Source organism: Legionella jamestowniensis (assembly GCF_001467745.1).
GTDB lineage: Bacteria > Pseudomonadota > Gammaproteobacteria > Legionellales > Legionellaceae > Tatlockia > Tatlockia jamestowniensis.
In genome coordinates this window covers 1,313,784-1,339,917 of record NZ_LNYG01000013.1, presented here as the reverse complement: position 1 = coordinate 1,339,917, position 26,134 = coordinate 1,313,784, and the positions used below count along the sequence as shown (strand labels likewise).

Here is a 26,134-nt window from a genome sequence, read left to right as displayed (position 1 = left end):
TTAATACCCTGATTTTTCCATAAAGTGCAAGAGTTTGGCAAATAAATCTCTACTTTATCCGTTAAAAATTTCGGTATGAAGTCTCTGTTGTTTCATTATTTCCACGCGAATTGTTCAGGCTTAACTTTGCAAGGCTCCAGTATAACGGAAAAACACCATTTTCAGGGGCCTCAGCCAGAGAAATATGCTTACGATGCGCTTCAATTCTTAAACGACTGAGGCAAGAATCAACGAGTTTAAATGCCTTTACTAATAACTCTGTTTTAAGTATAGGTAATTTGGCATTAACTATCTCTTTAAATTCGCTAATTTCGCTACTCAATTGACTACATTTGGTTTTTTCAGGATACAAAAGATTATCTAGCATCTTCGCAGTCGTTTGCCATTGATCAGAAAACAGGAACGGAAGGGTTGCTGTATTTGGAAATTTTCTATAGCTATCTTGCAAAATTTCCGCAGCACCTTCCATAAGAAATTTTAATCGCGCCTGTTCCTGCTCAATAGTACACTCAAAGTCAGGTGTGAATGCGTCTATAACTTTGACTAAATCGCGGAGTTGCCGCTTTATATCTTTTGCAAGGCGCCACGAATCAATTACCGGTGTTGCATTGCCGGGTTCCTTTAATGCCGCCTTTAGATGCTCTGCTTTACTAATTGCTGCATAATATTCCTGCAAATCCAGACAAGCATGCCCGGACATGTAATGGAAAGCCTCACATATTCCCAAGCAAATTCGATACACGCTTAACGCATGGGCAAATTGCTCCATGAACGATTGTGCCTTCGGGGTATATGGTATTTCTCGATAAAAAGCATAACCCTCTTTACTACGGATAAAGGGTAGGTGCGTTTCTTGAATATTGGCATCCAACGCCTCAACAAGGCTGCTGCGAGCGCCGTGCTTGATAGCTTCTGCTTTCTCGACAAGTTTCGATTCCTCAACGAGACAAGCCTTCAGAGGCTCCAACATAGCGTTAACGTTGAATAGCTCGTGATTGGAATCAGGGGATTCTGTAAGCGTATTAATAATATTGGCATCGAAAAAATAGTCTAATAAAACTTTTCTGACTTTTATGGTGGTTTCGGCATGATATTGAGCTTGCTTTTTAATTTTTTCAACAACAATGTTGACTTCTTTCTCAACTTCTTTTAATTCCTTACCCATCCTAACTCCTGTTCGATCTTCCTGGATTTAATTTCTACAGTGCGATATTAACTCTGTCAAGGCGTTTATTATTTTTTGCGATGTTCTTCTTGCCGACATTCCGCAGAATGCCTTTGAGCGTTATAATTGCCTAACGACTAAATCTGCTGTCACTTCAATGAAAAAACGTATTTTAATTATCAACACTGGCGGTACCATCAGTAGTATTAAAACGACTCGCGGGTATGAACCTGCCCTTGGCTATGTCCAAACTGCCTTGGCACAAATCCCAGCCTTAAAAGATCCACAAATGCCTGATTATCTTATCAAGGAATATGAGCCATTGCTTGATTCGTCCAATATGACACTGACTGATTGGAATCGCATCGCAACCGACATCGCCAATGAATATCAACATTTTGATGGTTTCGTTATCTTTCACGGCACAGATACTATGGCTTATACGGCGTCGGCTCTCTCTTTCATGCTCGAAAACCTGGGAAAACCGGTGATTGTAACGGGCTCACAAATCCCATTATCCGAAGTACGCAATGATGCACTGGATAACATCATCACTTCCTTATGGTTGTGCGCGCGCCAGCCTATTTATGAGGTCTGTGTGTATTTCAATCAGCAGCTATTGCGGGGTAACCGCTCACAGAAAGTCAGCGCACAACGTTTTAATGCCTTTGAATCCCCTAATTATCCCCCTCTGGCGAACATTGGCATTAGCATTGAGTTACACCGTGAATTGATGTTACCTAAACCTGCAAAACCTTTCCGCCTACAGACTCTAAGCCCCCAATTTATTGCCAATTTTCGCTTATTCCCAGGCTTTGCCACGAAGGTATTAGATTACATTTTACAACAACCAATAAAAGGCCTGGTGTTGGAAACTTATGGCGCTGGCAATGCCCAAAATAATGACCCACATTTTTTACAAAGTTTAAAAGAGGCTTGTGAGCGTGGTGTAGTGATTGTCAATTGTAGCCAATGCCAACAGGGTCATGTCAAAATGAATCAATATGCCACCGGTTATACCTTAAAGCAGGCTGGTTTAATTAGCGGCCATGACATGACGCCCGAAGCAGCTCATTGTAAGTTACTTTATTTATTCAGTAAGAAGTTAAGTCCCCAACAAGTGAAAGCGTCATTGGAGACTAATTTGTGTGGAGAATTAAGCATCTAATATTAAACTGACAACTGGTTTGTAACATCTTCTTCATCTTCAGGGTCTTTGCTTTTTTCTTTTGATAAAATAATCTTTAACGTATCTATCATTAAGGAAACTTCTTCACGTGCTTTATTCATACAAACCAATAAATCCCCTCTTGAGGGTTTAACTGTGGGTTTAAACTTTAAAGTTGCACCAAAAGTTTCGACAACGGATACCCCATTTTGTAAAGCTGCATGGCTTGAACAAGTATCTGCGTTATCCCGTATGACTTTTTCGATAAAATCCAATACCCGTTTTGCTCTAGCTAGTGGAAAAATAGCTTTTCTCTTATCTAACTCGTCCAAAGCGATTTCACATTTCATTAAAGCGGCCATAAGAACATTCTCTTTGTTATCGCTTACTTGAACAGGCGACCAAAAAACAGAAGTTACCGTACTAACAATTGTATTTTTAGGTGCCAGCGCTTTTTCTCCTACATATAAAGCAGCATAATATTGGAATATATTCAACGGGTTGTCGTACTGTAACGAGGGTTTGCTTTTTTTAGGGTTTAGGGTCAACTCCTCATTAGGTAAAATGTTTAGTAACTTATTTTTACCAAGCACTCTATGCAGTTCTAGCAACATTGTACTTAAAGCTACTAGGGAGTCTGCAAATGTTCCAATGGGCAGTGCCTGAGCTCTACATTCCTTCTCTACTGTATTGTGACATTCAGTGATAAGTTGATTTAATTCCTTTACATTATTATCATCATCTTCTTGATCTACCAGCTCTAAAATTGCCTTTGAAAGTTTTTCCGCTTCTTTACTTTTATAATCTGGAAGGTTTGAAGTATAGCTAGTTAAAAGACGTCTTCTTTCAGAATCTATTGCCTTCGTTAAAAAATGCTTTGCAATATCAAGAAAAATGGTCATGGCACTACTCCTTTGCTCATAATTTTTTTATCATATCACTAATTGAAATCTTCGCAACATAAATGCAGACTGTATAATTAGATTGCTTTTTTTATAAGTGTCTGTATATAAAGAGGAATAAGAAAAACCTATGTCATTACAAATTGTTATTTTGGCAGCAGGCCAAGGAAAGCGAATGCTGTCTAAAACGCCCAAGGTTCTCCATCCCCTGGCTGGAAAACCCATGCTTACCCGCGTGGTTGAGACTGCACAGCAATTAAACCCTGATGCTATCCACGTCATTTATGGTAATGGTGGCCAGAAAATTAAAAATGCACTGCCTGATTTAGCCGTCAATTGGGTTTTTCAAGAAGAACAATTAGGAACAGGGCATGCAGTAATGCAAGCTTTACCACATATTCCTCCCAGCGCTCAGGTATTAGTTTTATCCGCGGACGTTCCTCTTATTCGCGCAAAAACGTTAAAAGCCCTCATTGACTGCAATCAATCCCAGGTAGGCGAACCCCTTCCTTTAAGTTTATTACTGGCAACTGTGGAAAATCCCACAGGTCTTGGCCGCATTGTTCGCGATGAAAAAGGCCAAATTCGTGCCATTGTGGAAGAACGTGATGCGACGATTGAGCAGAAACAAATCAAAGAGATTTACAGTGGTATTTGTTGTGCCCAGGCGAACGATTTAGTACGCTGGCTACCCACTTTAGGCAATAATAATGCACAAGGTGAATATTATTTAACAGAAATTATTGCCCTTGCTGTTAAAGAAAATCTGCCCATTACCTCTATGCAGGCTCTCGATACTGTCGAAATTCAAGGTGTAAATGACCGCTTACAATTGCACCAGCTTGAACGAGTATGGCAACAAAACGTAGCGAAGCAGCTACTGTTATCAGGTGTGACTATCGCGGATGCCAATCGCATTGATGTTCGCGGTGAATTGCACTGCGGCGAAGATGTTTTTATTGACATCAATACGCTCTTTACTGGCAATGTCACCGTAGGTAATGGTTGCCGGATAGGTCCTAATTGCGTTTTAAACAATGTACACCTCGGTGATAATTGTGAAATTTTAGCCAATTCTGTTCTGGATAATTGTGTTATTGGCAGCCATTGCCACATTGGTCCCTTTGCTCGTTTAAGACCAGGAACCACCATGGCCAACGATTGCAAAATTGGCAATTTTGTTGAAACTAAAAATGCCAGCTTTGCACAAGGCAGCAAAGCAAGCCACTTAACTTATTTAGGCGATGTTGAAATTGGTAAAGCGGTAAATATTGGTGCTGGCACCATTACTTGTAATTACGATGGCGCCAACAAACATAAAACCGTGATTGAGGAGGGGGCTTTTATCGGTTCTGATACACAGCTGGTCGCTCCAGTGACTGTGGGAGCTTACGCAACAATAGGTGCAGGCAGTACTATTCGTAAGGATGCCCCCCCGGGTGAGTTAACCTTAACAGAAACCAGGCAAAGGACGATTATGGGTTGGAAAAGACCTGTAAAAAAAGATAGTAACGGTTGACATAAATCAGACTTGCACCACTTGTGTTGTTCTGGTCAATTTAAAGATTTTTTAATGAATCATGCCAGACCCATACTTAGTGGTCGCTTTACCTGCTTAATAAAGAGGGGCCACGCTGCGCCTGTTTACAGAGCAAATTATATAACCACAAGACAACAGGCAACCCAAATACTGTAGCAGCCAGTTTATAGATCCAGGCATTTACTGTTAAATTTAAAATTTGTTCATAGGGATAAATGCCACCGAACAATAGACTATAGTTCACCAGGCACAACAAAGAAGTAGCCACTACATTAGCAATTAGAATACGCCAACCACGACTTTGTCCAAGTTCAGTTTTCTTTAAATGTTCAAGGCATAAAGCATTGCTTATAAAAGTAACAAACAAAGCTAGCGTGGCAGCTGGTATACGCCGAGGAATAATAAAAGAATAAAATGGATTGAGGTTAAAAAACTCCGGTGAAGGAAGTGCCACAGCACCCATTAGCAGTAAATCAAAGGCCAACTCTGTTAGCATCAAAACTACCGTGAAATAAAGGTTCGCTTTATAACCATAGAGTTCTCCTATCAAATTACTCACCAAAAAGGTGAGTGGAAATAAAAGACCGCTTGCTGCCATGGTCCATTCATTAGAAAAAGAGACTAGACGGTATTCACACGCAAGGCAGATTAACATGATAGTAACAGCAAAACCGACAAGATAATGATATAAAGGATGTAATAAATAGCTGGGTACAGCTTTTTTAAAAGGCCACCTAAGGTGCCGGATAAATAATAGGCAGCCAAGGTAAATAATGCCGGTAGAAAATAAAATCCCTGCAGCAACCATTAAAGAATCAACATAAATGCGATTGAAACTATGAACATGCGGTTCGGAAAAGAGGAAATAAAAGTCCAATGAAAAAAAGAAAAATCCACCACTTAACGCTAACAGTAACCTTTTTTTTGGTGAGCGCAGCACTTCTTTTCGCTTGGCACAACAGAGCAAATGCGGTAGATAAAAACTTAATCCGAAAGCCAAAGTTGAGGCAAAAAACTTTTTAGGAATGTCTTCGAAGACAATTTGATAAGCTGGATTGTCATGCATATATTCAGCAGCAGGTAAATTAACCAATAAATAAATCCCTATAGAAAATAAGTACAGTGCTAATAACGACTGATGTAGAACATGGCGTTGCTGGATAAAATTACATTGCTTTAATACAAGGAGGTAGATAATGGCCACGAGTGGGCAAACAAGGCTACTTGCGGTAAACATCATGCCCTGAATTTCAATTATTTTAAAGGAAACATTAATTAAAAGGACAAGGGAAACTATCATGCTTATGGTAAGCGGTAAATAGCTGCGCGACCGGGATGCTGAAACAGTAGTCATAGAGAATGATACTCATATTACAACGAAGGGCTTACCATGTTAGGAGCTCCTTAAAGTGTGCAGTAATATACCACTATTGCTTTTCTTTTTGCAAATTTTATCAATATAGATAGCGCTGATGGCGCTTTGCTGGGAGGAGATCCTTCATGCGGCTTACTGCCGCATGAAGGATGACGACATGTGGGGCTCGTCATCCTGAAAACCCTCAGCACATCGCCCGAAAAACCCTTCAGCACATCGCTCGAAAAAAGACTTCAGTACATCGTCTTGAAAAGCGCGCTACAGCACGTCATCCTGAAAGCGACATCGTCGCTTGAAGGATCCCCTGAATGTGGCACTAAGCGTTTCCTATGGACGCTCCTTTCCAATGTTTGTCCCCTACGAAACGGGGGCTTCCCCGCGGGGACAACCTCTATTTTTATCCAAGGTCAAAGACTTAATATTGTATATTTTGTGAATTTGTTCTATGGCGAATTACATTTTCTGGCAAAAGTTTGTCTTCTGCACTTTGAAAAAATAACTGCTTTGTAGAGTGTCCACTTCCTGCCCTTCGTTTAATAATTGCGCTGGGGTCAAGACTTACTGCTATTGAATCAGTCACTCTTTTATTATCGTCTTTCTTCTTTTCACCCTCCTCCGTAGCTTCAACAATTCTCGGGGAAGGTTTTATTGAAGGGACGATAACCAGATTAGGTGAAAGCAATATCTCTTGATTCTCAACTGCGGTGACAGCCGTTGAAAAAACAGCTGGCTCATTTTTTTGACCACCTAATAAAAAGGTATTTTCTGGGCTAGGCAATGGAGGAGCCTCTCCTGGATGCAGCCCACCAACATGGTTGCGAACCACACCAAGGCGGCGCATAACTTCTTCATTTTTCATTAAATTTAAAAGTAATTCAACCACAGCTTTTGGTGTTCCAAAGATAGGTCGAGCAATTTCGGCAGTTGTACTAGGGGAAAGAAGAGCAATCTTTGTTAAAGGATGTGCCTTCACATCCTCAATATTTTTTATGGCTGCAATGATTCGCTTACGTAGTAAGGGCCAAGGTATGACAGGATCATTAATAAATGCTTTTTCACTGCGAAGCATCCTGGGCACTAACAGCCGTTTAATAACATTTTCTGATACCGGATTTGACCATATAAATTGTGCATAGCCTGGAATTTTTTCCCAAGGGATAACAGGGACCGTTTGTTTTTTAAGCATTTCCGGGATTTTCTTTTTTAGTCCTAATGCAGTGGTATCCACCACAAAACCTATAGCACTTTCGTATGCTGCAATGGGATCAGGTATATTTCGTTTGGGTTCTTTTACTGCAGGAGGAAGTGACATTTGTGAAGCGATACCGATTTGTGTAATTAACAGAAACTGCCGTACCGTAGATTCGTAAAATACGGAGGGAATTCCTGAATAATGTTCAATCATCGAGCATACAAACTTCGATAACACATAATGCATTATACCGTTTGCCAGCGCCAACTCAGGGTATTCACGTAAATATCGCTCTTGATCTGGGCCGCACAACTCGGGCAACACTAGGGTAGTGACATAACGTCCATTGTGATAAACATCAAATACAGCTGCGAGTTTTCCACCGACAACAGGCACATAACCTATGAAAGCAATCGCCGCTTTGGTGGCCCAGTATTCAATGATATCTCGAAAAGAACCCTTTAAAAAACGCAAAGTAGTACACTGCTTCTCGATGCATAAATCCATTGAGGGTGTCTGTCGTATGCTGTTAAAAACACCTCCTGCTTCAAGCGCCAACACCATGGTACGAACTGTTATCTGTGTCTGCTTTCTAGTACTATAAATCCAATGCCCCCCCCACATTAGAAATAACCCCATCGACAGTGCAGTATTTGCAGACAGCCAAGCCTCATCAGGGTTATCTTCCAAATAGTTTTCCCCTTGCTGTGCCAAAACCTGGTAAAAATAGGAAATAACTGCCAAGGGTATGGCATCCTCAACAATGATGCGCGCACCGCCTTTGGCTAATTTGCTTATCTTTTCTTTTGTTTCGTCTGGAATATCAGAAAATGCGGCCCGCGTCAGCCTTAACGCAGCAGGAACCCCCTCTAATACTCTACTTACGGTATTGTAAGAAAAATTGGCCAGGCCATTGACAGCACCATTTAAAGACGCGTTATTCCATGCACTTTTCCCCCACCCTGAGACAGTATCCTTGACTGTATTCCATTTATCCCACCAACCCATACCATGCTCCTGCAAACTAGTCGGAAATTTCATTCTAGGGGGAACGCTAAAAAATTACCAGAGTAGCCGAAATTTAATAAACTCACAGGAGTCGTATTGTTGACCCTACGTGCCGTGCTTATGCACGACATCCATGCATATTAAAGTCCGCGCTTTCGCGCACAAGGCGCGGGACGTAGGTTAAGGTGGCGTTAAATTTTTATCAGGAAATTCACACAAATCACAGAGGAGGCAGCGATAACACTTAGGCTTGCGCGCAATACAGATATAACGACCATGTAAAATCAGCCAGTGATGCGCATCATGCAAAAATTCTTTCTCTACCTGTTTAAGAAGCTCATGTTCAACCGCTAACGGTGTTTTTCCTCGTGCAAGACCTGTGCGATTTGCCACACGAAAAATATGTGTATCCACGGCCATGGTAGGCTGCCCAAATGCTGTGTTTAATATTACGTTGGCTGTTTTGCGCCCTACTCCTGGCAACTCTTCCAAAGCTTCGCGTGTATTAGGAACCTTGCCTTCGTGTTTTTCTATTAACATTTGGCAAGTTAACATGACGTTTTTTGCTTTGTTGTTATAAAGGCCTATTGATTTAATAAACTCTTTAAGCCTTTCTTCACCCAATTCAAGAATAGCCTGGGGCGTATTTGCGACAGGAAACAGCTTTGTTGTCGCTTTATTTACACTAACATCCGTTGTATGTGCGGATAGCATCACCGCAATGAGTAATTCAAAGTCAGTGTTGTAATTTAATTCGGTAGTAGGATGTGGGTTTTGCTCGCGAAAGCGTTCAAAAATGGCACGTCTTGCTAGTTTATTCATTATTCTTTTTCGCTTGTACCCGAGCGAGCGCTTGCAAAATATACGCTTGTTTTGCTTTCACATCCTGCAAAGTAGTATCTTCCGCTTTCTTTACTAAGTGACGTTTTTGTCGATAAGCCTGTTGCTTTTCCTGCTCTTCACGTAATAGACGTGCTTTTCTGGCATTAAAACGCTGACGGGCAAAATTTTTGTCATAGGTTGGTGCAGCAAGAGGTAACATTTCAATGCAATCAACAGGGCAGGGCTCGACACAAAGACCACAACCTGTGCACTCATGCGAAATGATACTGTGCATCAGCTTACCACTACCAACGATAGCATCAACAGGACAAGCCTGAATACATTTTGTACATCCTATGCATTCTTCTTCACGTATTGACGCCACCATCGGCGCACGCGTATTTAATCTGGCTTCAGCAAGATAGGAAGTCGCATCAACTCCTAATAGCTCTCCCAGCGCTTTAACGGTTGTTTCTCCCCCAGGTGGACAACGATTGATTGGCACGCCCCCCTGGGCTAGCGCTTCCGCATAAGGCAAGCACCCCCCATAACCACACTCTTTACATTGGGTTTGGGGTAATAGCTCATCGATGGTTTTAACTGCAACCATTGGTTTACTCTTCATTATTTAATTTTCATTCCTGGAACTGCCCCTGAGTCGGGTTGTAACAAAAAGAGTCCTTTGCCATCTCCGGCCGCTAAGACCATACCTTCTGAGACGCCAAAACGCATGGTACGTGGCGCTAAATTGGCCACCATGACAGTGAGCCTGCCTATCAAATCGGATGGGGCATAAGCCGATTTAATACCGGCAAATACTTGCTTTTGAGAGTCGCCTAAATCCAATTGCAAGCGCAATAGTTTATCAGCACCTTCTACTTCTTCTGCGGCAACAATACGGGCAACACGTAAATCGATTTTGCTAAATTCCTCGATACTAATAATATTATCCGTATTTTGTGGTTGCTTTTTTTCTTCAGACACAGTATTTCCCCTCGTTTGTGTAAGCATAGCCTCTATTTTTTCACGTTCCACACGCACCATTAAAGGCGTGAAAAGGTTAATACGATGATTCAGCAGTGGTTTTTTAAGGGTTTCCCAAGTTAAGGGTTCACAATTTAAAAAAGTCTCAGCAGCTTGTGCCATCATCGGCAATACTGGTTTTAAAAAGCCAATGAGTAGACGGAATAAATTAAGACCCATGGTACAAATCGCCTGTACGTCGGACATTCTCTCAGGGTCTTTTGCCAGCACCCAAGGTTTATTGGTATCAATGTATTGATTAACACGATCAGCACATTCCATAATTTGACGAATAGCACGCGCATAATCACGTTGAATAAAACCATCAATAATTTCCTGACGTGCTGCTAAAAGAGAGTCATATAACGCTGGTTCACTTAATGCAGTCCCTAGCTGATTATCAAATCGCTTGTTAATGAACCCTGCGCAACGACTGGCAATATTGACAATTTTTCCTACTAAATCAGCATTCACCCGATTAATAAAATCATCAAAATTTAAGTCGAGGTCATCGACTCGACCATTTAACTTGGCTGCAAAATAATAACGAAGATACTCTGGGTTTAAATGGTCGAGGTAAGTGCGCGCCTCAATAAAAGTACCACGAGACTTCGACATTTTTTGCCCATCGACGGTCAAAAAGCCATGGGTAAAAACGGCTGTTGGTAGCCGATGACCACTACCTGCCAAAATTGCAGGCCAAAATAACGCATGGAAATAAACAATGTCTTTGCCTACAAAATGATAAAGCTCTGTGGTTGAATCCTTATTCCAAAATTCTTCAAATGAAGCTCCGTTTTCATCGCAATATTTTTTAAAGCTGGCCATATAACCTATAGGAGCATCCAACCATACGTAAAAGTATTTATCCTCAGTGCCTGGAATTTTAAAGCCAAAATAAGGCGCATCACGGGAAATATCCCACTGCTTAAGACCTGCTGCAAACCATTCATCCAATTTATTCGCAACTTCAGTCTGTAAATGTCCCTTACGCGTCCAGTTTTTTAATAATTCTTCATAGCGAGGTAAATCGAAAAAATAATGCTCAGAATCTTTTTCAATCGGCTTCGCCCCTGAAATAGCAGAAATGGCATCAACCAGATCAGTGGGTGAATAGGTTGCGCCACACGATTCACAGTTATCACCGTATTGATCAGGAGTACCACATTTAGGACAGGTTCCCTTCACATAACGATCGGGAAGGAACATTTGTTTAACTGGATCATAGGCTTGACGAATGGTTTTCTTAATAATATCCCCAGAGGCCTGCAGCTGTTGATAGATTTGGCTTGCCAGTACTCTATTTTCTTCTGAATGGGTAGTGTGGTAACAGTCATAATCAATCGCAAATGCCTTGAAATCCCGCTCGTGACTGTCCTTGATTTGCGTGGTTAATTCTTCCGGTGTTATTCCCAATTGTTCCGCTTTCAACATAATGGGAGTGCCATGAGCATCATCACCACAAACGCTGATGCATTCATGTCCAAACATTTTGTGGGTACGCACCCAAATATCGGTTTGCACATGCTCCACCAAATGACCTAAGTGCAAATGACCATTAGCATAGGGTAATGCACTGGTTACCAGCATTTTACGAACAGTTGTCATATCACAAGCCTAACGGATAAAATGGTGAATTATAACGCATTCGCAAGCAGAATGCTGCCTTCTGTTATTAGAAATATATAGAATAGTGATAAATGTTAGTGGACATTGGTTCAAACAAAAAACGCGGCTTAAGCCGCGTTTTTTAACTAGAAACTACATTAATTAGTAGTGCTACTACCTAGGTTTAAGCCAGAAGAATTTTCTTTACTTTCTTCAGATACACGACTTGGTCGTGAAGAAGAGTGTAGAGGATTTCCGTGGTGTTTATTGTCTTCCAGAAGTACTTCTTCTTCAGGGTTTTTAGAAGAACTCTTAGGAGCACATTTGCTCAAAAGGGCTTTGAAAGGACTGCAGCAGTTTTTATCTTCCAAGTCATCGTCTTCGTCTTCTTCTACAGGTTCAATAGTAGGCTTAATTTCTGCAGCAGGAGTAATTTTAGCATTCATGAAATTGTAAACGCCAACAACTGCATTGAATAAGGTGCTAGCCGCTAAACTTGCAGCGAAAGTCATGGCACCAATTGTTGCAACAGCAGCTGGAGTTGCCATAGAAGCTAAGAATGCAAAAGGTGTGAAACCAAAAGCGCTAAAACCAGCAATGGCAAGAATTGATGGTGGGAACATAATAGCAGCAGTTACAGCAGCTGCAGCGGTTAAAAGTCCTAAGACTACTGCGGCAGTAGCTGCCCAATGTTGACGCAAAAATTTAATAAAGCGCATAGTTTTTTTACTCCGTTGGTTAAAAAATCGTGCGAATAATAGCAATGTATTGCTCAGAAGTGAACCGAAAATGCGCAATATGTTGTAACATTTTTGTAAAGATATCCCTGGATTTTTTCATTCTTTCATTCCTGATACCAGCACAGAATTTTAATGGATTCAAACTACCTCTAAAGATTTGCATTCAATGAGTACAAAAAACAGCAAGGTCAAGCTATTAATAGCGCGTTGGATCGGGTAAATGAGCCGCCCTAAACCCCTGCTTACGAAAAGTGCAACTATCGCAAATACCACAAGCTTCACCGCTGTCTGTAGCTTGATAACAGGATACCGTCAACGCATAATCTATTCCTAAGTGAGTTCCTTTTAAAATAATGTCTGCCTTGTTTAAAAATTGCAGAGGGGCATGAATTTTAACAGCATGGCCACTAACAGCAGCTTTTGTGGCCAAATTGGCGACGTTTTCAAATGCAGTGATAAATTCCGGACGACAATCAGGATAGTGGGAATAATCAATGGAGTTAACCCCAATAAAAATATCGCTCGCCGCTATTGTTTCCGCATAAGCTAAAGCCATAGCTAGAAAAATTGTATTTCGGGCAGGTACATAGGTTACTGGGATATCTTGTGTCCCTGAATACTTGGGGACAGCAATGGATTGGTCAGTTAATGCAGAACCTCCCAATTGTCCAATGTCTAGATTAACAATACGGTGTTCTGCGACATGCAACTGTTGCGCAACGCGAGTGGCTGCTGCTAACTCTGCAGTATGTCGTTGGCCGTATTGAAAACTTAAGGCATAACAAGCATAACCCTCTTGTCTGGCAATGGCCAAACAAGTAGCAGAATCTAATCCGCCAGATAACAATACAACGGCTTTTTTCATGTTGTAACCCACCTTGCAATAAAAACAAAACTATATTCCGATTTAGTGTTAAAGCAATAAAATTTTATCATTTATCCTACAAACGATAGTTTGGCATAAATTCAAACGCTTATTTTCAGTAAAATAAGTTTCAAATGTGTAAATTTAAAGGCTTTAGGCTTGTTCCGCAATTCCGTGCTATGTTATAAAAAAGAACAGATTGAGCATTTCTGTAATATTTTTTAATCAGTCACCAGGCTTCTATACATTTTGAGGTGATATCATGGCCGCGAGCAACGATTCAGTGAATCCTACATTAGAGTTATTTAGGTTATCAGATCACCTCTACCGCGACCGCAAGCTTGATAAAACGACTAAAATTATTGGCGATATTAAGCAACTGGCTGAGCAGCGCACAGCCATTGGCAGCTTATCAGGTTACTACAGTACCCAGCTCGCTAACTTAAACCCCATAATGTTTCAATTTTTAAACCCTGCACAAAAAGAGCAACTCGAAAAGCAGTTAATCTTTACACTCTATCTGTTGGCGGCCCAGGTCCATCTTGATGACGCTGAAGACAGAACCAAAAATTTACAAGGGTCTATCAATGGTATTAATTTATGCCTAAAGCGTCTAGGGGAATTAAATGGATTCCGAAGACAAAACTCGACTGATGAAAAGGAGAAATCCTTAAAAGAAGCCCTAGAAAACTCAGAGATGTATTTAAAATATTTGGGCTTGACTATTCTAGCGCCCTGGCTTGTATCAAGAATGACCGAATTCGCTTTCAATGAGGAGACCGTTGCAAAAGAATCCGAAGAAAGGTCTATAGACAGTTATGAAATGCGTCTTAAAAAAGAACAGGCTTCCGGCATTGGCCCAGGGAAAAAAACCACAGTAATGGTGGAGTGGATGAACCAGGTCAATTTCCGTCGCCTCTACTGGGTTTGGGGTGGTGGCATGCTGGCCTCTGCACTCGATCTCATGGCCTTTCAAGGAACTTTACCCGCTGACCAAATTGGCAATGCCCAACAGCATTTGAGTGTCCCTTCTCCTGCGATGGGATATATGAGTTGGGTACTCTACTATACACGCTTTGGGGTTAATCTTGGCCTGTTGCTCAAACATACCATTGCAGGCCCCTGGATGAGTGCCGAAGAAGCAAACATACCCGCTTGGGAACGTTTTAAAACCCAATGGGATCAACGTAAATTTGCATTACTGAATGATTCCATTTGGGCTACAGCCAACCTGGTTTGTTTTTTCTGGCTGCGTGGTTCAGGCATGCTTGGTTATGCCGGTAATGTCTTGACCGCTTGTTTATTGTTAATGGATTTGAGTTTGACCATTTGGAGATTTGTTGAAGAAAGCACCAAGCATAATCAAGAAATCGCTGCATTTATTGAGCGAGAAAAAGAATTGGCAGAGGAAATTAACCAATTATCTGGTTCTGCTTCTGGAATCCAAGAAAGCCTAAAACAGCTTAAATCTAAAATTGCCAATTTTGATGAGGACGAGAATGTTAAAACACTCAAGAATGAACGACAGCGTTACTTATTGCAACAAGCAACATTAGAAGCAGAGTTAAAGCAACTGCAAAAAACCAGAAAACAAGCGGAAACCGCTTGGAGATATAAGAAATATGGTTTGATTAACGACACCGCTTATGCCGCAGGTCTGTTATTTGCCTTCTGCCTGTTCTGCTGCTTCTTCTTCCCTCCAGCCGCCTTGGCGCCAGTTTTAGTATTGGCCATGGGAGTAGCAGGTGCTGCCCTATGCTTTACCTTAACGGTTCTCTATGCAGCAGTGAGTGGTGGTCTTGAAATTGCTAAAGCTAAAGAATCCATCAAAGAGGTTCGTGCAGAATGCAAAGCGTTAATGGTGCAGTTTGCCCAAGAAACTGATCCAAATATCAAAAAACAACTCTATCTGGAAATGCAAGCTTTAATGGCCGAATCGGAACATCAGGAAAAAATGGTTCGCTTCCAGGCAATTCAGTTAGTGCGCTCAATCTTTGTGGATGCTTTTATCCCTGCCCTGGTATTTGCCTCTTTGGTATTCATGCCTTTGGGAATTGGGTTGGGCGTTATGGCAGCAGGTTTTGCCGTGGCGTTGATTTCTCATCTTATTATCAGTCGCTTTGCACCGCAAAAAGAAGCGGTAAAAGACTTACAAGATGCCAACCTTTCCAGATTTGAAACTGACTTCGCAGAATTTGAAGATGTATTCATGCAAGAATTTCCAGAAACGCCTAAGGAAATTTCTGACAAGCAACTGCTTTCTTTCTTCAAAGCACTTAAAACTGACGCCGAACCTGGTGTTACACAGTCTGAGAAATCCTCTTGCTTTCCTTTCTTTAATAATGGGGGTTATCAACGATTATCTGGGGACAACAAGACTAGGGCTGAGGATAAAGTTAAAGACTTCCCCAACAATACAGCCACAGCTTAGTAAGTACTCACGGGATGCCCAGCCTTGTGTTGGGTATTCTGTCAAAAAAGTGTATAATTGCAAGATTTGTTGCGCAATTATTTTTTCTTTATGAATCTTGAAAAGCATTACGATGTTATTGTCGTCGGCGGCGGCCATGCAGGCACTGAAGCAGCACTTGCTGCAGCACGTATCGGGGCACAAACTTTATTGCTCACCCATAATATGGATCTGCTCGGCCAAATGTCTTGCAATCCGGCTATTGGCGGAATTGGTAAAGGACACCTGGTTAAAGAAATCGATGCCCTTGATGGTGCTATGGCATTAGCGGCTGATAAAGCAGGTATCCAATTTCGAATCCTAAATGCTTCCAAAGGACCTGCTGTAAGGGCAACACGCGCACAAGCAGACAGGGTACTTTATCGTCAAGCCATTCGCCAACAGTTACAAAGTCAGCCAAATTTAACGTTATTCCAACAAGCCGTTGATGATTTGTTGGTGGAAGGCTCACAAGTAACCGGTGTCATTACGCAAATGGGACTAACGCTAAAAGCACGTGCCATTGTTCTCACCGTTGGAACCTTTCTCGGTGGAAAAATCCATGTCGGTATGAAACAGCACGCCGGTGGACGTGCCGGTGACCCCCCCGCTATCGCTCTTGCCAACCGTTTACGTGAGCTTGATTTACCGGTTGGCCGATTAAAGACAGGTACGCCACCGCGCATTGATGGCCGTTCACTGGACTACAGCCAGATGACAGTACAACCTGGCGATGAACCGGTTCCTGTGTTCTCGTATTTGGGCACGCAAGCCTTGCATCCACAACAAGTACCTTGCCATATTACACACACGACAAGCCTGACTCATGAAATTATTCAGGCCAATTTACATCAATCACCCATGTATGCCGGTGTTATTGAAGGCATTGGCCCTCGTTATTGCCCATCGATTGAAGATAAAATTGTACGCTTTGCTGACAAATCCTCCCACCAAATTTTTGTGGAACCGGAAGGTTTAACCACGGATGAAATTTACCCTAACGGTATTTCAACCAGCTTACCTTTTGAAGTACAGGTGCAGTTTGTCCGCACAATTCGGGGATTTGAAAATGCCCATATAACGCGTCCTGGCTATGCTATTGAATACGATTATTTTGATCCCCGCGGTTTAACGCCTTTTCTACAAACAAAACCGCTGACAAATCTTTTCTTCGCTGGCCAGATTAATGGCACCACTGGTTATGAAGAGGCTGCGGCACAAGGATTAATCGCCGGAATGAATGCTGCTTTACAAACACAAGACAAAGAGCTCTGGTGCCCACGTCGCGATGAAGCATACGTGGGGGTACTCATTGATGATCTCATTACCTGTGGCACGCAAGAACCTTACCGCATGTTTACCTCACGCGCCGAATACCGTTTAATGTTACGTGAGGACAATGCCGATTTACGCTTGACTGAAAAAGGGCGTGAGCTAGGTTTAGTTGGTGAAGCGCGCTGGAAAGCGTTTTGTGAAAAGCGGGAAGCCATTGCCTCTGCACAAGCACGGCTTAAAGACACCGTTGTCCGTGTGACGCATAATGAAGCATTGAGCACCGTTCTTGATAATCCGTTACAACAAGATTGTAAAGCGGCAGAATTATTGAAACGGCCTGAAGTCAGATACAATGATTTACAAGCCATTTCTGCTTTGGAGTTACCAACATTAAGTGAAGACGTTGCAGAACAGGTAGAAATTCAAAGTAAATATGCAGGCTATATTGAGCGTCAAATGCTGGATATTGAGCGCTTGCGCAAACACGAAAATACCCAATTGCCCGCCACCCTCGATTACAGTAAAGTGTCCGGATTATCGACTGAAGTCATGCAAAAATTAACCCGAATAAAACCTGCCACCTTAGGGCAAGCCGGTCGCATTTCGGGAGTAACGCCTGCTGCCTTGTCACTGCTTTTGGTGCACTTAAAAAAACATCGAGAATCGGCATGACACAGTCTGCTACGCTTGTTCATCAGCTTGGCGAGGGACTTGCCAAGCTTGGTATCCAGATAGAGATTACTCCGCTTCTTCAATACGTCTATTTATTGGATAAATGGAATCGAAGTTATAATTTAACGGCGATACGTGATTTGGAGGCAATAATAACCCGCCACCTGCTCGACAGTTTGGCGATTATACCTTGGCTTCATGGCACACGCATCCTTGATGTCGGGACAGGGGCCGGTTTACCAGGTATTCCATTAGCCATTCACAATCGGCAATTACAGGTAGTATTGTTAGATAGTAATGGTAAAAAAATTCGCTTCCTGCAAGAAGTGAAACGTACATTGGGACTTGATAACGTGGAAATTGTGCAATCGCGTGTTGAGAGCTACCACCCGCAACAAGGTTTTGATACAGTAACAAGTCGAGCCTTCAGTGATTTGGCGCAAATGATAAAATGGACATCTCATCTCATTGGCACCAACGGCATTTGGCTTGCTATGAAAGGGCGCTATCCTGAAACTGAATTGGCGAGCATCAACCAACCTTATCAGGTCGAATCTTACGCCGTACCAGGTCTTGAAGGTGAGCGTTGCTGCGTCATTATCAAACATGCAACTAAGGAATAAAACATGGCAAAAGTCATCGCCATTGCCAACCAAAAAGGAGGCGTGGGAAAAACAACGACAGCAATTAATTTGGCAGCATCCATTGCGGCAAACCGCCAGCAAGTGTTATTGATTGACCTCGATCCGCAAGGTAACGCAACAATGGGTTCAGGTGTGGACAAAAATGAGCTGGTGCACACCACTAATGATGTCTTGTTACGAGATTGCCTTGCTGAGCAAGCCTGCCTTACGACGACCTGCGGTTTTGATTTAATGCCTGCCAATGGTGATTTGACCGTTGCTGAAGTAAGTTTAATGGAAAGAAACCATCGAGAAACTTTTCTGTTTAAAGCCTTACAATCAGTACAGAGCGTTTATGACTTTATACTCATTGATTGCCCCCCTGCTTTAAACACACTCACTATTAATGCCCTGGTGGCAGCAGACTCCGTTTTAATTCCTATGCAATGTGAATATTATGCCTTGGAAGGTTTGGCTGCACTAATATCAACCATCGAACAAGTCAAAGCAAGCGTAAACCCCCGCTTACACATTGAAGGACTGCTGCGCACCATGTATGATGCACGGAATCGTCTATGTTCAGAAGTCTCAAAGCAGCTGCTTGAACATTTCAGCAACAAAGTTTATCGCACAGTAATACCACGCAACATCCGCTTAGCCGAAGCACCGAGTCATGGTATGCCGGCGCTGCAATATGATAAATCCTCTCCTGGCGCTGCAGCTTATATGGTTTTAGCGGCGGAAGTTATCAGCAAACAGGTGGTAACCGTTTAATTTGAGGTAAATATGACAGTTAAAACCCGAGGTCTTGGACGAAACTTATCCGCGCTGTTAGGTACTGCCGGCGCTACGTTAACTGCAGAAAGACCACCGACTGCTGAAAGCCTAAAGCTGGCCATTCATAGTCTTAAACCCGGAAAATACCAGCCTCGCGGTGACATTGAGGAAACAGCGCTCACCGAACTGGCAGCATCCATTAAACAGCAAGGCATACTCCAACCTTTGGTAGTACGTGAAATTGCCAATGGGCAATACGAAATTATCGCCGGAGAACGTCGTTGGCGTGCTTCACAATTGGCAGGTTTAACAGAGGTGCCCGTCATTCTTCGTCAGGTCGACGATGAAACCGCCATGGCGATTGCCCTTGTGGAGAATTTGCAACGCGAAGATTTAAACGCGATGGATCAAGCCCGTGCCATGCATCGTTTAACGATGGAATTTGGTTTAACTCACCAACAAATAGCCGACTTGCTTTCTAAATCCCGTACGGCTGTTAGTAATTTTCTGCGCTTGCTCCAATTAACCCCAGAAGTTAAACGACTTCTGGAAAACGGTGACATCGATATGGGTCATGCACGCGCGTTGTTAATGCTTGATGATAACCAGCAAGCCCAAGTAGCACAACTGATAGTTGCCAAGAATCTCTCTGTCCGCGAAACAGAAAAACTGGTGGCCAGAGTCAAGGCAGGAAAAACAGAAACAAAGATTAAGGCTGAGATAAACCCTTTTTTGCAGAAGCAAGTGGATACATTGTCGCAGCGCCTAAATGCGGCCATTAAAATTAAACCGGGAAAAGCAGGAAAAGGAACTCTGGTTATTCATTACGATAATTTGCAAAACCTGCAATCTGTCATTGAAGAATTAATTGGCACTTAAGCTCAAGTTTTGATCAGCGCCGCCGATATAAGTTAATATGAGCGCGGAGTGAATCATGCAAATCCAACCCGTGCAGCCTGTTACCGTCAAACTCAAATGCGGCCACACGCATGCCGCTTGTTTGTTAGTTGAATTGACTGACACAGAGATGCTAGTGACAAGCACCGATTACCTCGATAAAGACAGCCCTGTGATTTTTAGTGCCCAATTTTTTCACGGCGAAGCCGTGATTACCCGTATTAATTTTTTGAATTATCGCTTCACCTATACGTTGAGCATTAATCATATTAAATACCAGCCTGGACTGTTGGTGAATAAACAGTTATGACAACATTTAGAATCGTGTCGTTGCGAGCGCCAGCGGGGCAATTCAGTACGAACTGCGAACAATAGTCTGTTCTGGATTGTTTCACTTTGTTCGCAACGACAACATATAAAAATTTCGTCCTGTACTAAACTTTTTTACTTCCAGGCTTCAAAAATGCCATAGATAAAATACCTGCAAGTTGCCTATAATGCATTTTTTTCAATATTGTAATTACCGTTTTTATTCTCGACTATAGGAGAAAAGTAAACCATGCCTGCCCAAATAAAAACTCAAACCCCTATTCATTTTTTTAAGGGTAAAATGGGTACCAGTTTTCTGTCTGCAGAGCGCAAGCTGCGCATTGTCATTAAAGAGAAAGGGGGAAATTGGCAAGATACGGTATTACGTTGTCAAGAAGGTTTGCCTGCAGGGACAGAATGGATTATGAATTGTTTTCCTGGCAGCAAATTTCCACATACTCTAGTTAGATCAGCTTTAAGTAGCAACTCCATGGAAAAATTAGGTTTAAGCGATCCTGAATTGCAGCAATTATTGAGTGCATTGCAAGAACATCGTAATACCTCGCCAATCGCTGTATCTTCCAAACGTTTTGACTTGTGGTATCGCTTTGTTAATGAAAAACTATGGGCTAAATTTCATAAGTTAGAGGATAAATCTTTACCAGAGGTTAAGCCTGATTCCAGGCTTGAAATTACCGCAGAAGAATGGATTTTATATCAAACAGTCAACAGAAAATATGCCAAAGCATTAGCTCGGGACATCATTGCTGATGTGCTTGCCTATCGAAGCATTCGATTCGATGTAAATTGGCTGCATGATTTTCAGTTAATACTGGTCTTCCATTATTTGGAAGGCTATTTGCAAAAATTTGTCAAAGAATTGGCTTATACAGACAGTAATTATGTGGATTTGCGCTACTCAAAACAAGAACAATCCCGTTTACAAAAAGCACTGCCCATTGCAATGCGCGCCATTAAAACCAGTTATTTTCACCATATTCCCTGGCCTGACGTTGATATTTTTAAGGCAGAACTCCCTATCATTGCGAAACCATTAACAACAGAAAACCATGAAGAATCTTTCACCTCCATTAATACTGGAAAAGAAATTATTAACGGTCTTCTTTCTTCCGGTCATGTAGCATTTCAGACAGCAAAAGATGCAAAAAATTTTCTGGATTGCGTTCATTATTATCATCCAGATGCAAAAATTGAGAAAATTGATGAGAAGCACGTAAAAATCTATTTATCCAATAAAGAAATTGACGCCACCGTAAATCCCATTGGGACTGACCATCATTTATTCGCAAAGGATGATTTAAGCGATGAAGGGATTGTCCGCTATTTAAGTAAGTTGCTCGGCGTGAAAATGGAATGCCTTGAAGCGTCAGATAAGCCAACCTTTGATTTACGCCTGGCTGAGCTGATTCAAGAAACAAAGCGTTCATATTATACTTCACTCGTAAAACTTTTTTTACAGGTGGTAAAAGCAAAACCAATTGATATTACAGTTATCACAGAGTTATTAACCCTTGAAAACTTACGAGAAGAGAATAGAAGCAAAACAAAAGAGACCCTATGCAATTTATTAAAAGATACTGACACTGAGAATAACACCTTAATTGATAACCTTTTCGATGTTATTCAACAGACTGAGCTAACCCTTGAGCAAGCCCATCGAGATTTGCTCAGTGACTTTTCTAGCCTGCAACAACTACATCAATTTAAAAGTCACAAGCCGGAGAATCAACTATTTACCTCGATAGGCCGCCTGGATCCAGAAAAAAACGTGCCTCTGGTGCTAGATGCCTATCTGGCCTACTTACAAGACTGTATTTTTCACAAAAAACCAGTTAAAAATTCATTGTTGTTATTGATTGTTCCCTCGAGGTTAGAAGTACCTGCCTATCAAGAAGAATTAAAAATTATTTTAGAGAAATTAGAGGAGATTAAAGAATACCTAAAAGAACATGGCTATGATGCAGATAGCTATATTTTTATGGCAGAAGAAGACGCACTGCGCGAGGCCATAAAAAAACCTAATATTCTCCTTTCGAAGCCTAAACTTATCACCCCGAATGCCATGACAGAATTTTATCGGCTGGGCAACATGATTGTCAGTTCGCGAGCTGATGGAATGAACTTGGTTATCAAAGAATGGGTTGCAGCACAGATCGGCATCGTACAACAATGCTTGACTGATTTTTTTGATTTTTTACTCCATCAATCCGACTCCATCTCTGCGCAAGAGCTCAATAGAGAAGAAAATACCTTGTTTGCTGTCTATGCCCATGCTTTTAAAGAACATTTTAGCCATCATCCTGAACTTGCTCAAATACTTACCCGATTAAGTCGAAATTTTTATGCATTCGCTGAAAAGTTCTTTGCGCAGTATAACAAACCGGTCCCTTTACTGCCGATGCTTAGCCAAAATGCCGGCGCTGCCGAACAGCTAAAAGAAGCATTCATTATCGATCCCCTTGATGCAATGAGTATCAGAGAGAAATTTCAACAAATGGAGGAACTAGAGGATATTAGCCGAGTCGCTCGCGCTTTGGAGCTTAAACGCATCGTAGAGCATGAAAATGGTAAAGAATGGCGTCGTGATATTATTGATCAGGTATTAGCGGAGGAAGTTTTAAGGGATACCTTGGTGCAATCAGGCCTACGGTTTGCAAAAGCAGATGGCCTGATACTGATTGATTACGATGGCACAGTAGCACCTTTAACGGCTAATCCTGAGGAGGCCTGGCCTGACTCATGTGCGCAACGTGCCATCCTCAATTTATTAAAAATCTCACCTGAGCGTCTTGTTTTTATTACTGGACGGGACATCGAATCTTTTGAACGTTGCTTTTGGGGAGGACCTGGGGGTAAGAAATTGAAAAAATTACCGTTAACGGTAATCAGCTCTCATGGAATCGAGGTAACCCATAGAGATAACTCTCGGGCTTGTTTACTGTCTTTAAATGAAGTTGAGCAGAGTTTTATTGATAAATTAAGTACGAGAGAAAATATTACTCAATTAAAGAAAAAAATACGCAAGATCCTGGAGCTTCATTTTGAATCGATGCCGGAAAGTCACATTGACAAATTGATTGAGATTAAAAAATTTTCTATTTGTTTATTAACCGCCCCTTTACGTGAGTTAGTTCATGATAAATCTGTTTTGCCGAGAATAGAACATCAGTTCGCAGAGCTATTAACGGATTATTTTTTAAAAACGGAAGAGGGGGAGTTTAAAAAAGAGTTGGCCAGGTTTTCAGTTTGGAGAGGAATCGATATTTGCGAACTCCGTTATAACACCACCAAAGCCGAGGCTGTAGAAAAATTATTGGCCTTCCCCAATTTTAGCACCGTAACACATCTCACTTTTTTTGGCGATGATTTTGGCCAACCCTATCAGCCTGGCACTGATTACTCCCTAGCAGCCTGGATTAACAACCACAATGGCGACCCCTCTTCCCGTTATAAAGGCTACGCCATGCAAGTTATACCCCCCAACAAACAGGAAACACAAAAACAAATACTCACAAGCCCTGCAAGGCCACATCTTGTTCTAACATCGCCCCGGAGAGTAGGAGAAGCATTAGACCAAATCAACGAATATGCGCTGGAAGTAAGATCTCGTTCTATGCTCATTACAAAAGCGATTGCTCAAATTAAAGAGCAATTCCCAGAAAGCAATATCCTGCAACCTTCGACTAGCAAAGAAGTAGCGCTTGAAGAAGTATCTGTTACCAAAGCAGTAGAACTAAAATCTCCCCGCGGTTTGGTTACAATCTGAAATGTTGAAAAGTAAAGGGCCTCGTTGCGGAACTAGTGAGTTCCGCAGAGGTGAGAAGGGGTAATGATAAGCTGTCGAGCATTCCCTATGCTTTAGTCGATTCCTCAAAATACCATTAGAAACCCTAAATCCACGAATACTACAATTATATTAGGTCTGATTATCACGGTAATCAGACTTATTGAGTTTATTACGCAAAGTGTCCCACCCTCCCGAAATTGATAAGTTCGCCATACTGTAAATAAATTACGCAATGATCTTATATAGTATTCTGAGCCAGACTTGAAGATTCATCTTCCTGATCCAAGTCTGTCATGACGAAGAGAGTTGAGTCTGCGTGATTCGCTTGTTGAGCATAAGGTTTAAATTCCCGTGGTGACCTAGAAACCACACCGATAAGACGACCACTTTTATCGCAAACCAAATTTAATGTAGAAACACCCTTTACTTTAGAATAAGTCTCATCATGCGGAGTAGAAAGGTTCGACATTTTTTTGTAAAAAAAAGAATATTTTCTATCGGATTTCATAGGTTCTTTATCGACTAAAGTGATGAACATTAAAAGATTATAATACAATTCATTCGGGAGGTTATACTTATATTTGGGGATTCTTAAAATGCCCATATAACTAAATCATCTCACCCAAATATTAACCTAGTTTTACGATTAATCAGACTTAATTTAACATTATACCTGCGCTTCTTCTTCCCATATAGAAATGGTTAAAACATCAATTATCAACTAGCTAATGCTGCTAATACATGTTCAGGATCTTTATTTATTGCGCGAAGAAGAGCTTTTGCGGGACCTGTTGGCTCTCTTCTTCCCTGCTCCCAATTTCTTAATGTTCCAATATTTACATCGATTAAATGACAAAATTTTTCTTGGGTTAGGCCTGTTTTTTTTCTAATTTCTTTAACATGAACAGCATCCACTACGAACTCACGTGAAGGAACACGCTCACCATCAATAATTTCGTTCATCTGAGTCATACTTTCGTATAATCGTTCAAATAATTTTTTATCCATGATTACCACCGTTCATTTAATTGCCGTAACATTTTCTTTTGATCTGAAGTCAGATCATCTTGAATACCTTTTTTATAAATAAGTAAAAGTCTTATCTGTGAAGCAGGAGTTACATAATAGTAAATAATTCTAACACCGCCTCGCTTTCCTTTGCCTTGAGATGACCATCGAACTTTTCGTAGCCCGCCTGTTTGCTGAATCACATCTCCAGCTAAAGGATTATCCGCAATATACTCTTGAAACTCAGCATACTCTTCATCAGATAATAAGTCCTTCACGTCTTCTGTAAAAATTGGAGTTTCAATAAAAATCATTGCTATTCTTATTTTTCTTTGATGGTTAAAGTATATAACTTAAATAAAAGTAAGTCAATGGCGTAGTTGTAGCTGTATATAAAACGGGGGTTTTGTTTACTTTATATTTTAATCTTCATATAAATAAAGATGAACAAATATTATGGTAAAATTCAATGTTGGTAGGAAAATGTTATGCCTTTAAAAGCCATCAAAATTTAAAAGAACCAGCACTTACCCAAGAGCTTTGGCGTTTCCTACCAGATTTTCCATTTCGCATCTCTACTAACATTCCCTTACTTAAAACTTACTCCCTGAGCCCCATTACATATGTATGTTGGTTCGACTATAACTGTCTACTGTTAGTGGACGATAAACTTATTCAAATTTATAGTCTTAATTTCGCTTTAGAACAATCGCTTAATCTTACTCAGTGCATATGGGATTGAGCACCAACCAATAATACCCTCTATAATCAATGCCAGCCCTAAAAAAATATAAAAATTCTTTCCCATTCCAAAAAGTGCTGCAATACAAAGTGCCGCCCCAATTATTGTCCGGTTTATTCGATCTGTTTTATCTATATTACACACAAATTTCATTTTACCTTCTCTG

The 26,134-nt window shown here is 41.3% G+C and carries 23 protein-coding genes; 10 read left to right on the top strand and 13 right to left on the bottom strand.

The features are described 5' to 3' along the window. Window positions 1-61: 61 nt before the first annotated feature. Entirely contained in the window at window positions 62-1,165 is a 1,104-nt protein-coding gene (locus Ljam_RS10215) for a hypothetical protein (RefSeq protein WP_058449928.1), read from the bottom strand. Between the two features lie 157 nt (window positions 1,166-1,322). On the opposite strand from Ljam_RS10215, the gene ansA reads away from it, so the two are divergent. Continuing rightward, window positions 1,323-2,333 (top strand): asparaginase, encoded by a 1,011-nt coding sequence (ansA, locus tag Ljam_RS10210; protein ID WP_058449927.1) that lies wholly within the window; start codon window positions 1,323-1,325, stop codon window positions 2,331-2,333. 2 nt (window positions 2,334-2,335) lie between these two features. Here the strand turns inward: ansA and Ljam_RS10205 are convergent, their stop codons facing one another. Further along, the gene (locus tag Ljam_RS10205) at window positions 2,336-3,235 is read right to left on the bottom strand and encodes a hypothetical protein (RefSeq protein ID WP_058449926.1); all 900 of its coding nucleotides are present in this window, start codon (window positions 3,233-3,235) and stop codon (window positions 2,336-2,338) included. 130 nt (window positions 3,236-3,365) lie between these two features. Between Ljam_RS10205 and glmU the strand changes: the two genes are divergently transcribed. Next, window positions 3,366-4,754, top strand: coding sequence for a bifunctional UDP-N-acetylglucosamine diphosphorylase/glucosamine-1-phosphate N-acetyltransferase GlmU (gene glmU / locus Ljam_RS10200; RefSeq protein WP_058449925.1), 1,389 nt, complete (start codon window positions 3,366-3,368; stop codon window positions 4,752-4,754). Between the two features lie 88 nt (window positions 4,755-4,842). Here glmU and Ljam_RS10195 read toward each other — a convergent pair whose 3' ends face one another. Further along, window positions 4,843-6,129, bottom strand: coding sequence for a VUT family protein (locus tag Ljam_RS10195; protein WP_058449924.1), 1,287 nt, complete (start codon window positions 6,127-6,129; stop codon window positions 4,843-4,845). A gap of 170 nt (window positions 6,130-6,299) precedes the next feature. Between Ljam_RS10195 and Ljam_RS15225 the strand changes: the two genes are divergently transcribed. After that, window positions 6,300-6,446, top strand: a complete 147-nt coding sequence (locus tag Ljam_RS15225; RefSeq protein ID WP_156411926.1) for a hypothetical protein — start codon at window positions 6,300-6,302, stop codon at window positions 6,444-6,446. Window positions 6,447-6,565: 119 nt separating this feature from the next. On the opposite strand, the gene Ljam_RS10190 is transcribed toward Ljam_RS15225, so the two are convergent. From Ljam_RS10190 to queC, 6 genes are all read right to left on the bottom strand, one after another. Next, window positions 6,566-8,350, bottom strand: coding sequence for a hypothetical protein (locus tag Ljam_RS10190; RefSeq protein WP_058449923.1), 1,785 nt, complete (start codon window positions 8,348-8,350; stop codon window positions 6,566-6,568). A 180-nt stretch (window positions 8,351-8,530) separates the two neighbouring features. Continuing rightward, entirely contained in the window at window positions 8,531-9,172 is a 642-nt protein-coding gene (gene nth, locus Ljam_RS10185) for an endonuclease III (protein WP_058449922.1), read from the bottom strand. Further along, on the bottom strand, window positions 9,165-9,782 hold the full coding sequence (locus Ljam_RS10180; RefSeq protein WP_058450792.1) for an RnfABCDGE type electron transport complex subunit B: 618 nt from the start codon (window positions 9,780-9,782) through the stop codon (window positions 9,165-9,167). The genes nth and Ljam_RS10180 overlap by 8 nt, the downstream gene beginning before the upstream one ends. Before the next feature lie 14 nt (window positions 9,783-9,796). After that, window positions 9,797-11,803 (bottom strand): methionine--tRNA ligase, encoded by a 2,007-nt coding sequence (metG, locus tag Ljam_RS10175; protein WP_058449921.1) that lies wholly within the window; start codon window positions 11,801-11,803, stop codon window positions 9,797-9,799. A gap of 158 nt (window positions 11,804-11,961) precedes the next feature. Next, window positions 11,962-12,522, bottom strand: a complete 561-nt coding sequence (locus tag Ljam_RS10170; protein ID WP_058449920.1) for a hypothetical protein — start codon at window positions 12,520-12,522, stop codon at window positions 11,962-11,964. 217 nt (window positions 12,523-12,739) lie between these two features. Then, the gene (gene queC / locus Ljam_RS10165) at window positions 12,740-13,408 is read right to left on the bottom strand and encodes a 7-cyano-7-deazaguanine synthase QueC (RefSeq protein WP_058449919.1); all 669 of its coding nucleotides are present in this window, start codon (window positions 13,406-13,408) and stop codon (window positions 12,740-12,742) included. Between the two features lie 262 nt (window positions 13,409-13,670). On the opposite strand from queC, the gene Ljam_RS10160 reads away from it, so the two are divergent. From Ljam_RS10160 to Ljam_RS10130, 7 genes are all read left to right on the top strand, one after another. Further along, on the top strand, window positions 13,671-15,839 hold the full coding sequence (locus Ljam_RS10160; RefSeq protein WP_058449918.1) for a coiled-coil domain-containing protein: 2,169 nt from the start codon (window positions 13,671-13,673) through the stop codon (window positions 15,837-15,839). Window positions 15,840-15,929: 90 nt separating this feature from the next. After that, window positions 15,930-17,804: a tRNA uridine-5-carboxymethylaminomethyl(34) synthesis enzyme MnmG gene (gene mnmG / locus Ljam_RS10155; RefSeq protein WP_058450791.1), complete on the top strand. Its 1,875-nt coding sequence runs from the start codon at window positions 15,930-15,932 to the stop codon at window positions 17,802-17,804. Then, complete coding sequence (gene rsmG / locus Ljam_RS10150) at window positions 17,801-18,427, top strand: 16S rRNA (guanine(527)-N(7))-methyltransferase RsmG (protein WP_058449917.1); 627 nt, start codon at window positions 17,801-17,803, stop codon at window positions 18,425-18,427. Before mnmG ends, rsmG begins: the two co-directional genes overlap by 4 nt. A gap of 3 nt (window positions 18,428-18,430) precedes the next feature. Continuing rightward, on the top strand, window positions 18,431-19,201 hold the full coding sequence (locus tag Ljam_RS10145) for a ParA family protein (protein ID WP_058449916.1): 771 nt from the start codon (window positions 18,431-18,433) through the stop codon (window positions 19,199-19,201). A gap of 12 nt (window positions 19,202-19,213) precedes the next feature. After that, on the top strand, window positions 19,214-20,083 hold the full coding sequence (locus Ljam_RS10140) for a ParB/RepB/Spo0J family partition protein (protein ID WP_058449915.1): 870 nt from the start codon (window positions 19,214-19,216) through the stop codon (window positions 20,081-20,083). 55 nt (window positions 20,084-20,138) lie between these two features. After that, window positions 20,139-20,411 (top strand): hypothetical protein, encoded by a 273-nt coding sequence (locus Ljam_RS10135; RefSeq protein ID WP_058449914.1) that lies wholly within the window; start codon window positions 20,139-20,141, stop codon window positions 20,409-20,411. A gap of 249 nt (window positions 20,412-20,660) precedes the next feature. Further along, on the top strand, window positions 20,661-24,197 hold the full coding sequence (locus Ljam_RS10130; RefSeq protein WP_058449913.1) for a trehalose-6-phosphate synthase: 3,537 nt from the start codon (window positions 20,661-20,663) through the stop codon (window positions 24,195-24,197). Between the two features lie 259 nt (window positions 24,198-24,456). On the opposite strand, the gene Ljam_RS10125 is transcribed toward Ljam_RS10130, so the two are convergent. The 4 genes from Ljam_RS10125 to Ljam_RS14965 form a co-directional block, all read right to left on the bottom strand. After that, window positions 24,457-24,822 carry a hypothetical protein gene (locus Ljam_RS10125; RefSeq protein WP_058449912.1) on the bottom strand — a complete coding sequence of 122 codons (366 nt, stop codon included), beginning with the start codon at window positions 24,820-24,822 and terminating at the stop codon, window positions 24,457-24,459. 113 nt (window positions 24,823-24,935) lie between these two features. Then, window positions 24,936-25,226, bottom strand: a complete 291-nt coding sequence (locus Ljam_RS10120; RefSeq protein ID WP_058441751.1) for a helix-turn-helix domain-containing protein — start codon at window positions 25,224-25,226, stop codon at window positions 24,936-24,938. Window positions 25,227-25,228: 2 nt separating this feature from the next. Further along, a complete protein-coding gene (locus Ljam_RS10115) occupies window positions 25,229-25,540 on the bottom strand; it encodes a hypothetical protein (protein ID WP_058449911.1) in 312 nt (103 codons plus the stop codon). Window positions 25,541-25,926: 386 nt separating this feature from the next. Next, entirely contained in the window at window positions 25,927-26,121 is a 195-nt protein-coding gene (locus Ljam_RS14965; protein WP_074881647.1) for a YgaP family membrane protein, read from the bottom strand. Window positions 26,122-26,134: the final 13 nt, after the last annotated feature.

What these genes read in the sequence shown, in the direction of transcription:
- Ljam_RS10215 (WP_058449928.1), bottom strand. Translation starts at nt 1,165, where the DNA reads ATGGGTAAGGAATTAAAAGAAGTTGAGAAAGAAGTCAACATTGTTGTT.
- ansA (WP_058449927.1), top strand. Translation starts at nt 1,323, where the DNA reads ATGAAAAAACGTATTTTAATTATCAACACTGGCGGTACCATCAGTAGT.
- Ljam_RS10205 (WP_058449926.1), bottom strand. Translation starts at nt 3,235, where the DNA reads ATGACCATTTTTCTTGATATTGCAAAGCATTTTTTAACGAAGGCAATA.
- glmU (WP_058449925.1), top strand. Translation starts at nt 3,366, where the DNA reads ATGTCATTACAAATTGTTATTTTGGCAGCAGGCCAAGGAAAGCGAATG.
- Ljam_RS10195 (WP_058449924.1), bottom strand. Translation starts at nt 6,129, where the DNA reads ATGACTACTGTTTCAGCATCCCGGTCGCGCAGCTATTTACCGCTTACC.
- Ljam_RS15225 (WP_156411926.1), top strand. Translation starts at nt 6,300, where the DNA reads ATGACGACATGTGGGGCTCGTCATCCTGAAAACCCTCAGCACATCGCC.
- Ljam_RS10190 (WP_058449923.1), bottom strand. Translation starts at nt 8,350, where the DNA reads ATGGGTTGGTGGGATAAATGGAATACAGTCAAGGATACTGTCTCAGGG.
- nth (WP_058449922.1), bottom strand. Translation starts at nt 9,172, where the DNA reads ATGAATAAACTAGCAAGACGTGCCATTTTTGAACGCTTTCGCGAGCAA.
- Ljam_RS10180 (WP_058450792.1), bottom strand. Translation starts at nt 9,782, where the DNA reads ATGGTTGCAGTTAAAACCATCGATGAGCTATTACCCCAAACCCAATGT.
- metG (WP_058449921.1), bottom strand. Translation starts at nt 11,803, where the DNA reads ATGACAACTGTTCGTAAAATGCTGGTAACCAGTGCATTACCCTATGCT.
- Ljam_RS10170 (WP_058449920.1), bottom strand. Translation starts at nt 12,522, where the DNA reads ATGCGCTTTATTAAATTTTTGCGTCAACATTGGGCAGCTACTGCCGCA.
- queC (WP_058449919.1), bottom strand. Translation starts at nt 13,408, where the DNA reads ATGAAAAAAGCCGTTGTATTGTTATCTGGCGGATTAGATTCTGCTACT.
- Ljam_RS10160 (WP_058449918.1), top strand. Translation starts at nt 13,671, where the DNA reads ATGGCCGCGAGCAACGATTCAGTGAATCCTACATTAGAGTTATTTAGG.
- mnmG (WP_058450791.1), top strand. Translation starts at nt 15,930, where the DNA reads ATGAATCTTGAAAAGCATTACGATGTTATTGTCGTCGGCGGCGGCCAT.
- rsmG (WP_058449917.1), top strand. Translation starts at nt 17,801, where the DNA reads ATGACACAGTCTGCTACGCTTGTTCATCAGCTTGGCGAGGGACTTGCC.
- Ljam_RS10145 (WP_058449916.1), top strand. Translation starts at nt 18,431, where the DNA reads ATGGCAAAAGTCATCGCCATTGCCAACCAAAAAGGAGGCGTGGGAAAA.
- Ljam_RS10140 (WP_058449915.1), top strand. Translation starts at nt 19,214, where the DNA reads ATGACAGTTAAAACCCGAGGTCTTGGACGAAACTTATCCGCGCTGTTA.
- Ljam_RS10135 (WP_058449914.1), top strand. Translation starts at nt 20,139, where the DNA reads ATGCAAATCCAACCCGTGCAGCCTGTTACCGTCAAACTCAAATGCGGC.
- Ljam_RS10130 (WP_058449913.1), top strand. Translation starts at nt 20,661, where the DNA reads ATGCCTGCCCAAATAAAAACTCAAACCCCTATTCATTTTTTTAAGGGT.
- Ljam_RS10125 (WP_058449912.1), bottom strand. Translation starts at nt 24,822, where the DNA reads ATGGGCATTTTAAGAATCCCCAAATATAAGTATAACCTCCCGAATGAA.
- Ljam_RS10120 (WP_058441751.1), bottom strand. Translation starts at nt 25,226, where the DNA reads ATGGATAAAAAATTATTTGAACGATTATACGAAAGTATGACTCAGATG.
- Ljam_RS10115 (WP_058449911.1), bottom strand. Translation starts at nt 25,540, where the DNA reads ATGATTTTTATTGAAACTCCAATTTTTACAGAAGACGTGAAGGACTTA.
- Ljam_RS14965 (WP_074881647.1), bottom strand. Translation starts at nt 26,121, where the DNA reads ATGAAATTTGTGTGTAATATAGATAAAACAGATCGAATAAACCGGACA.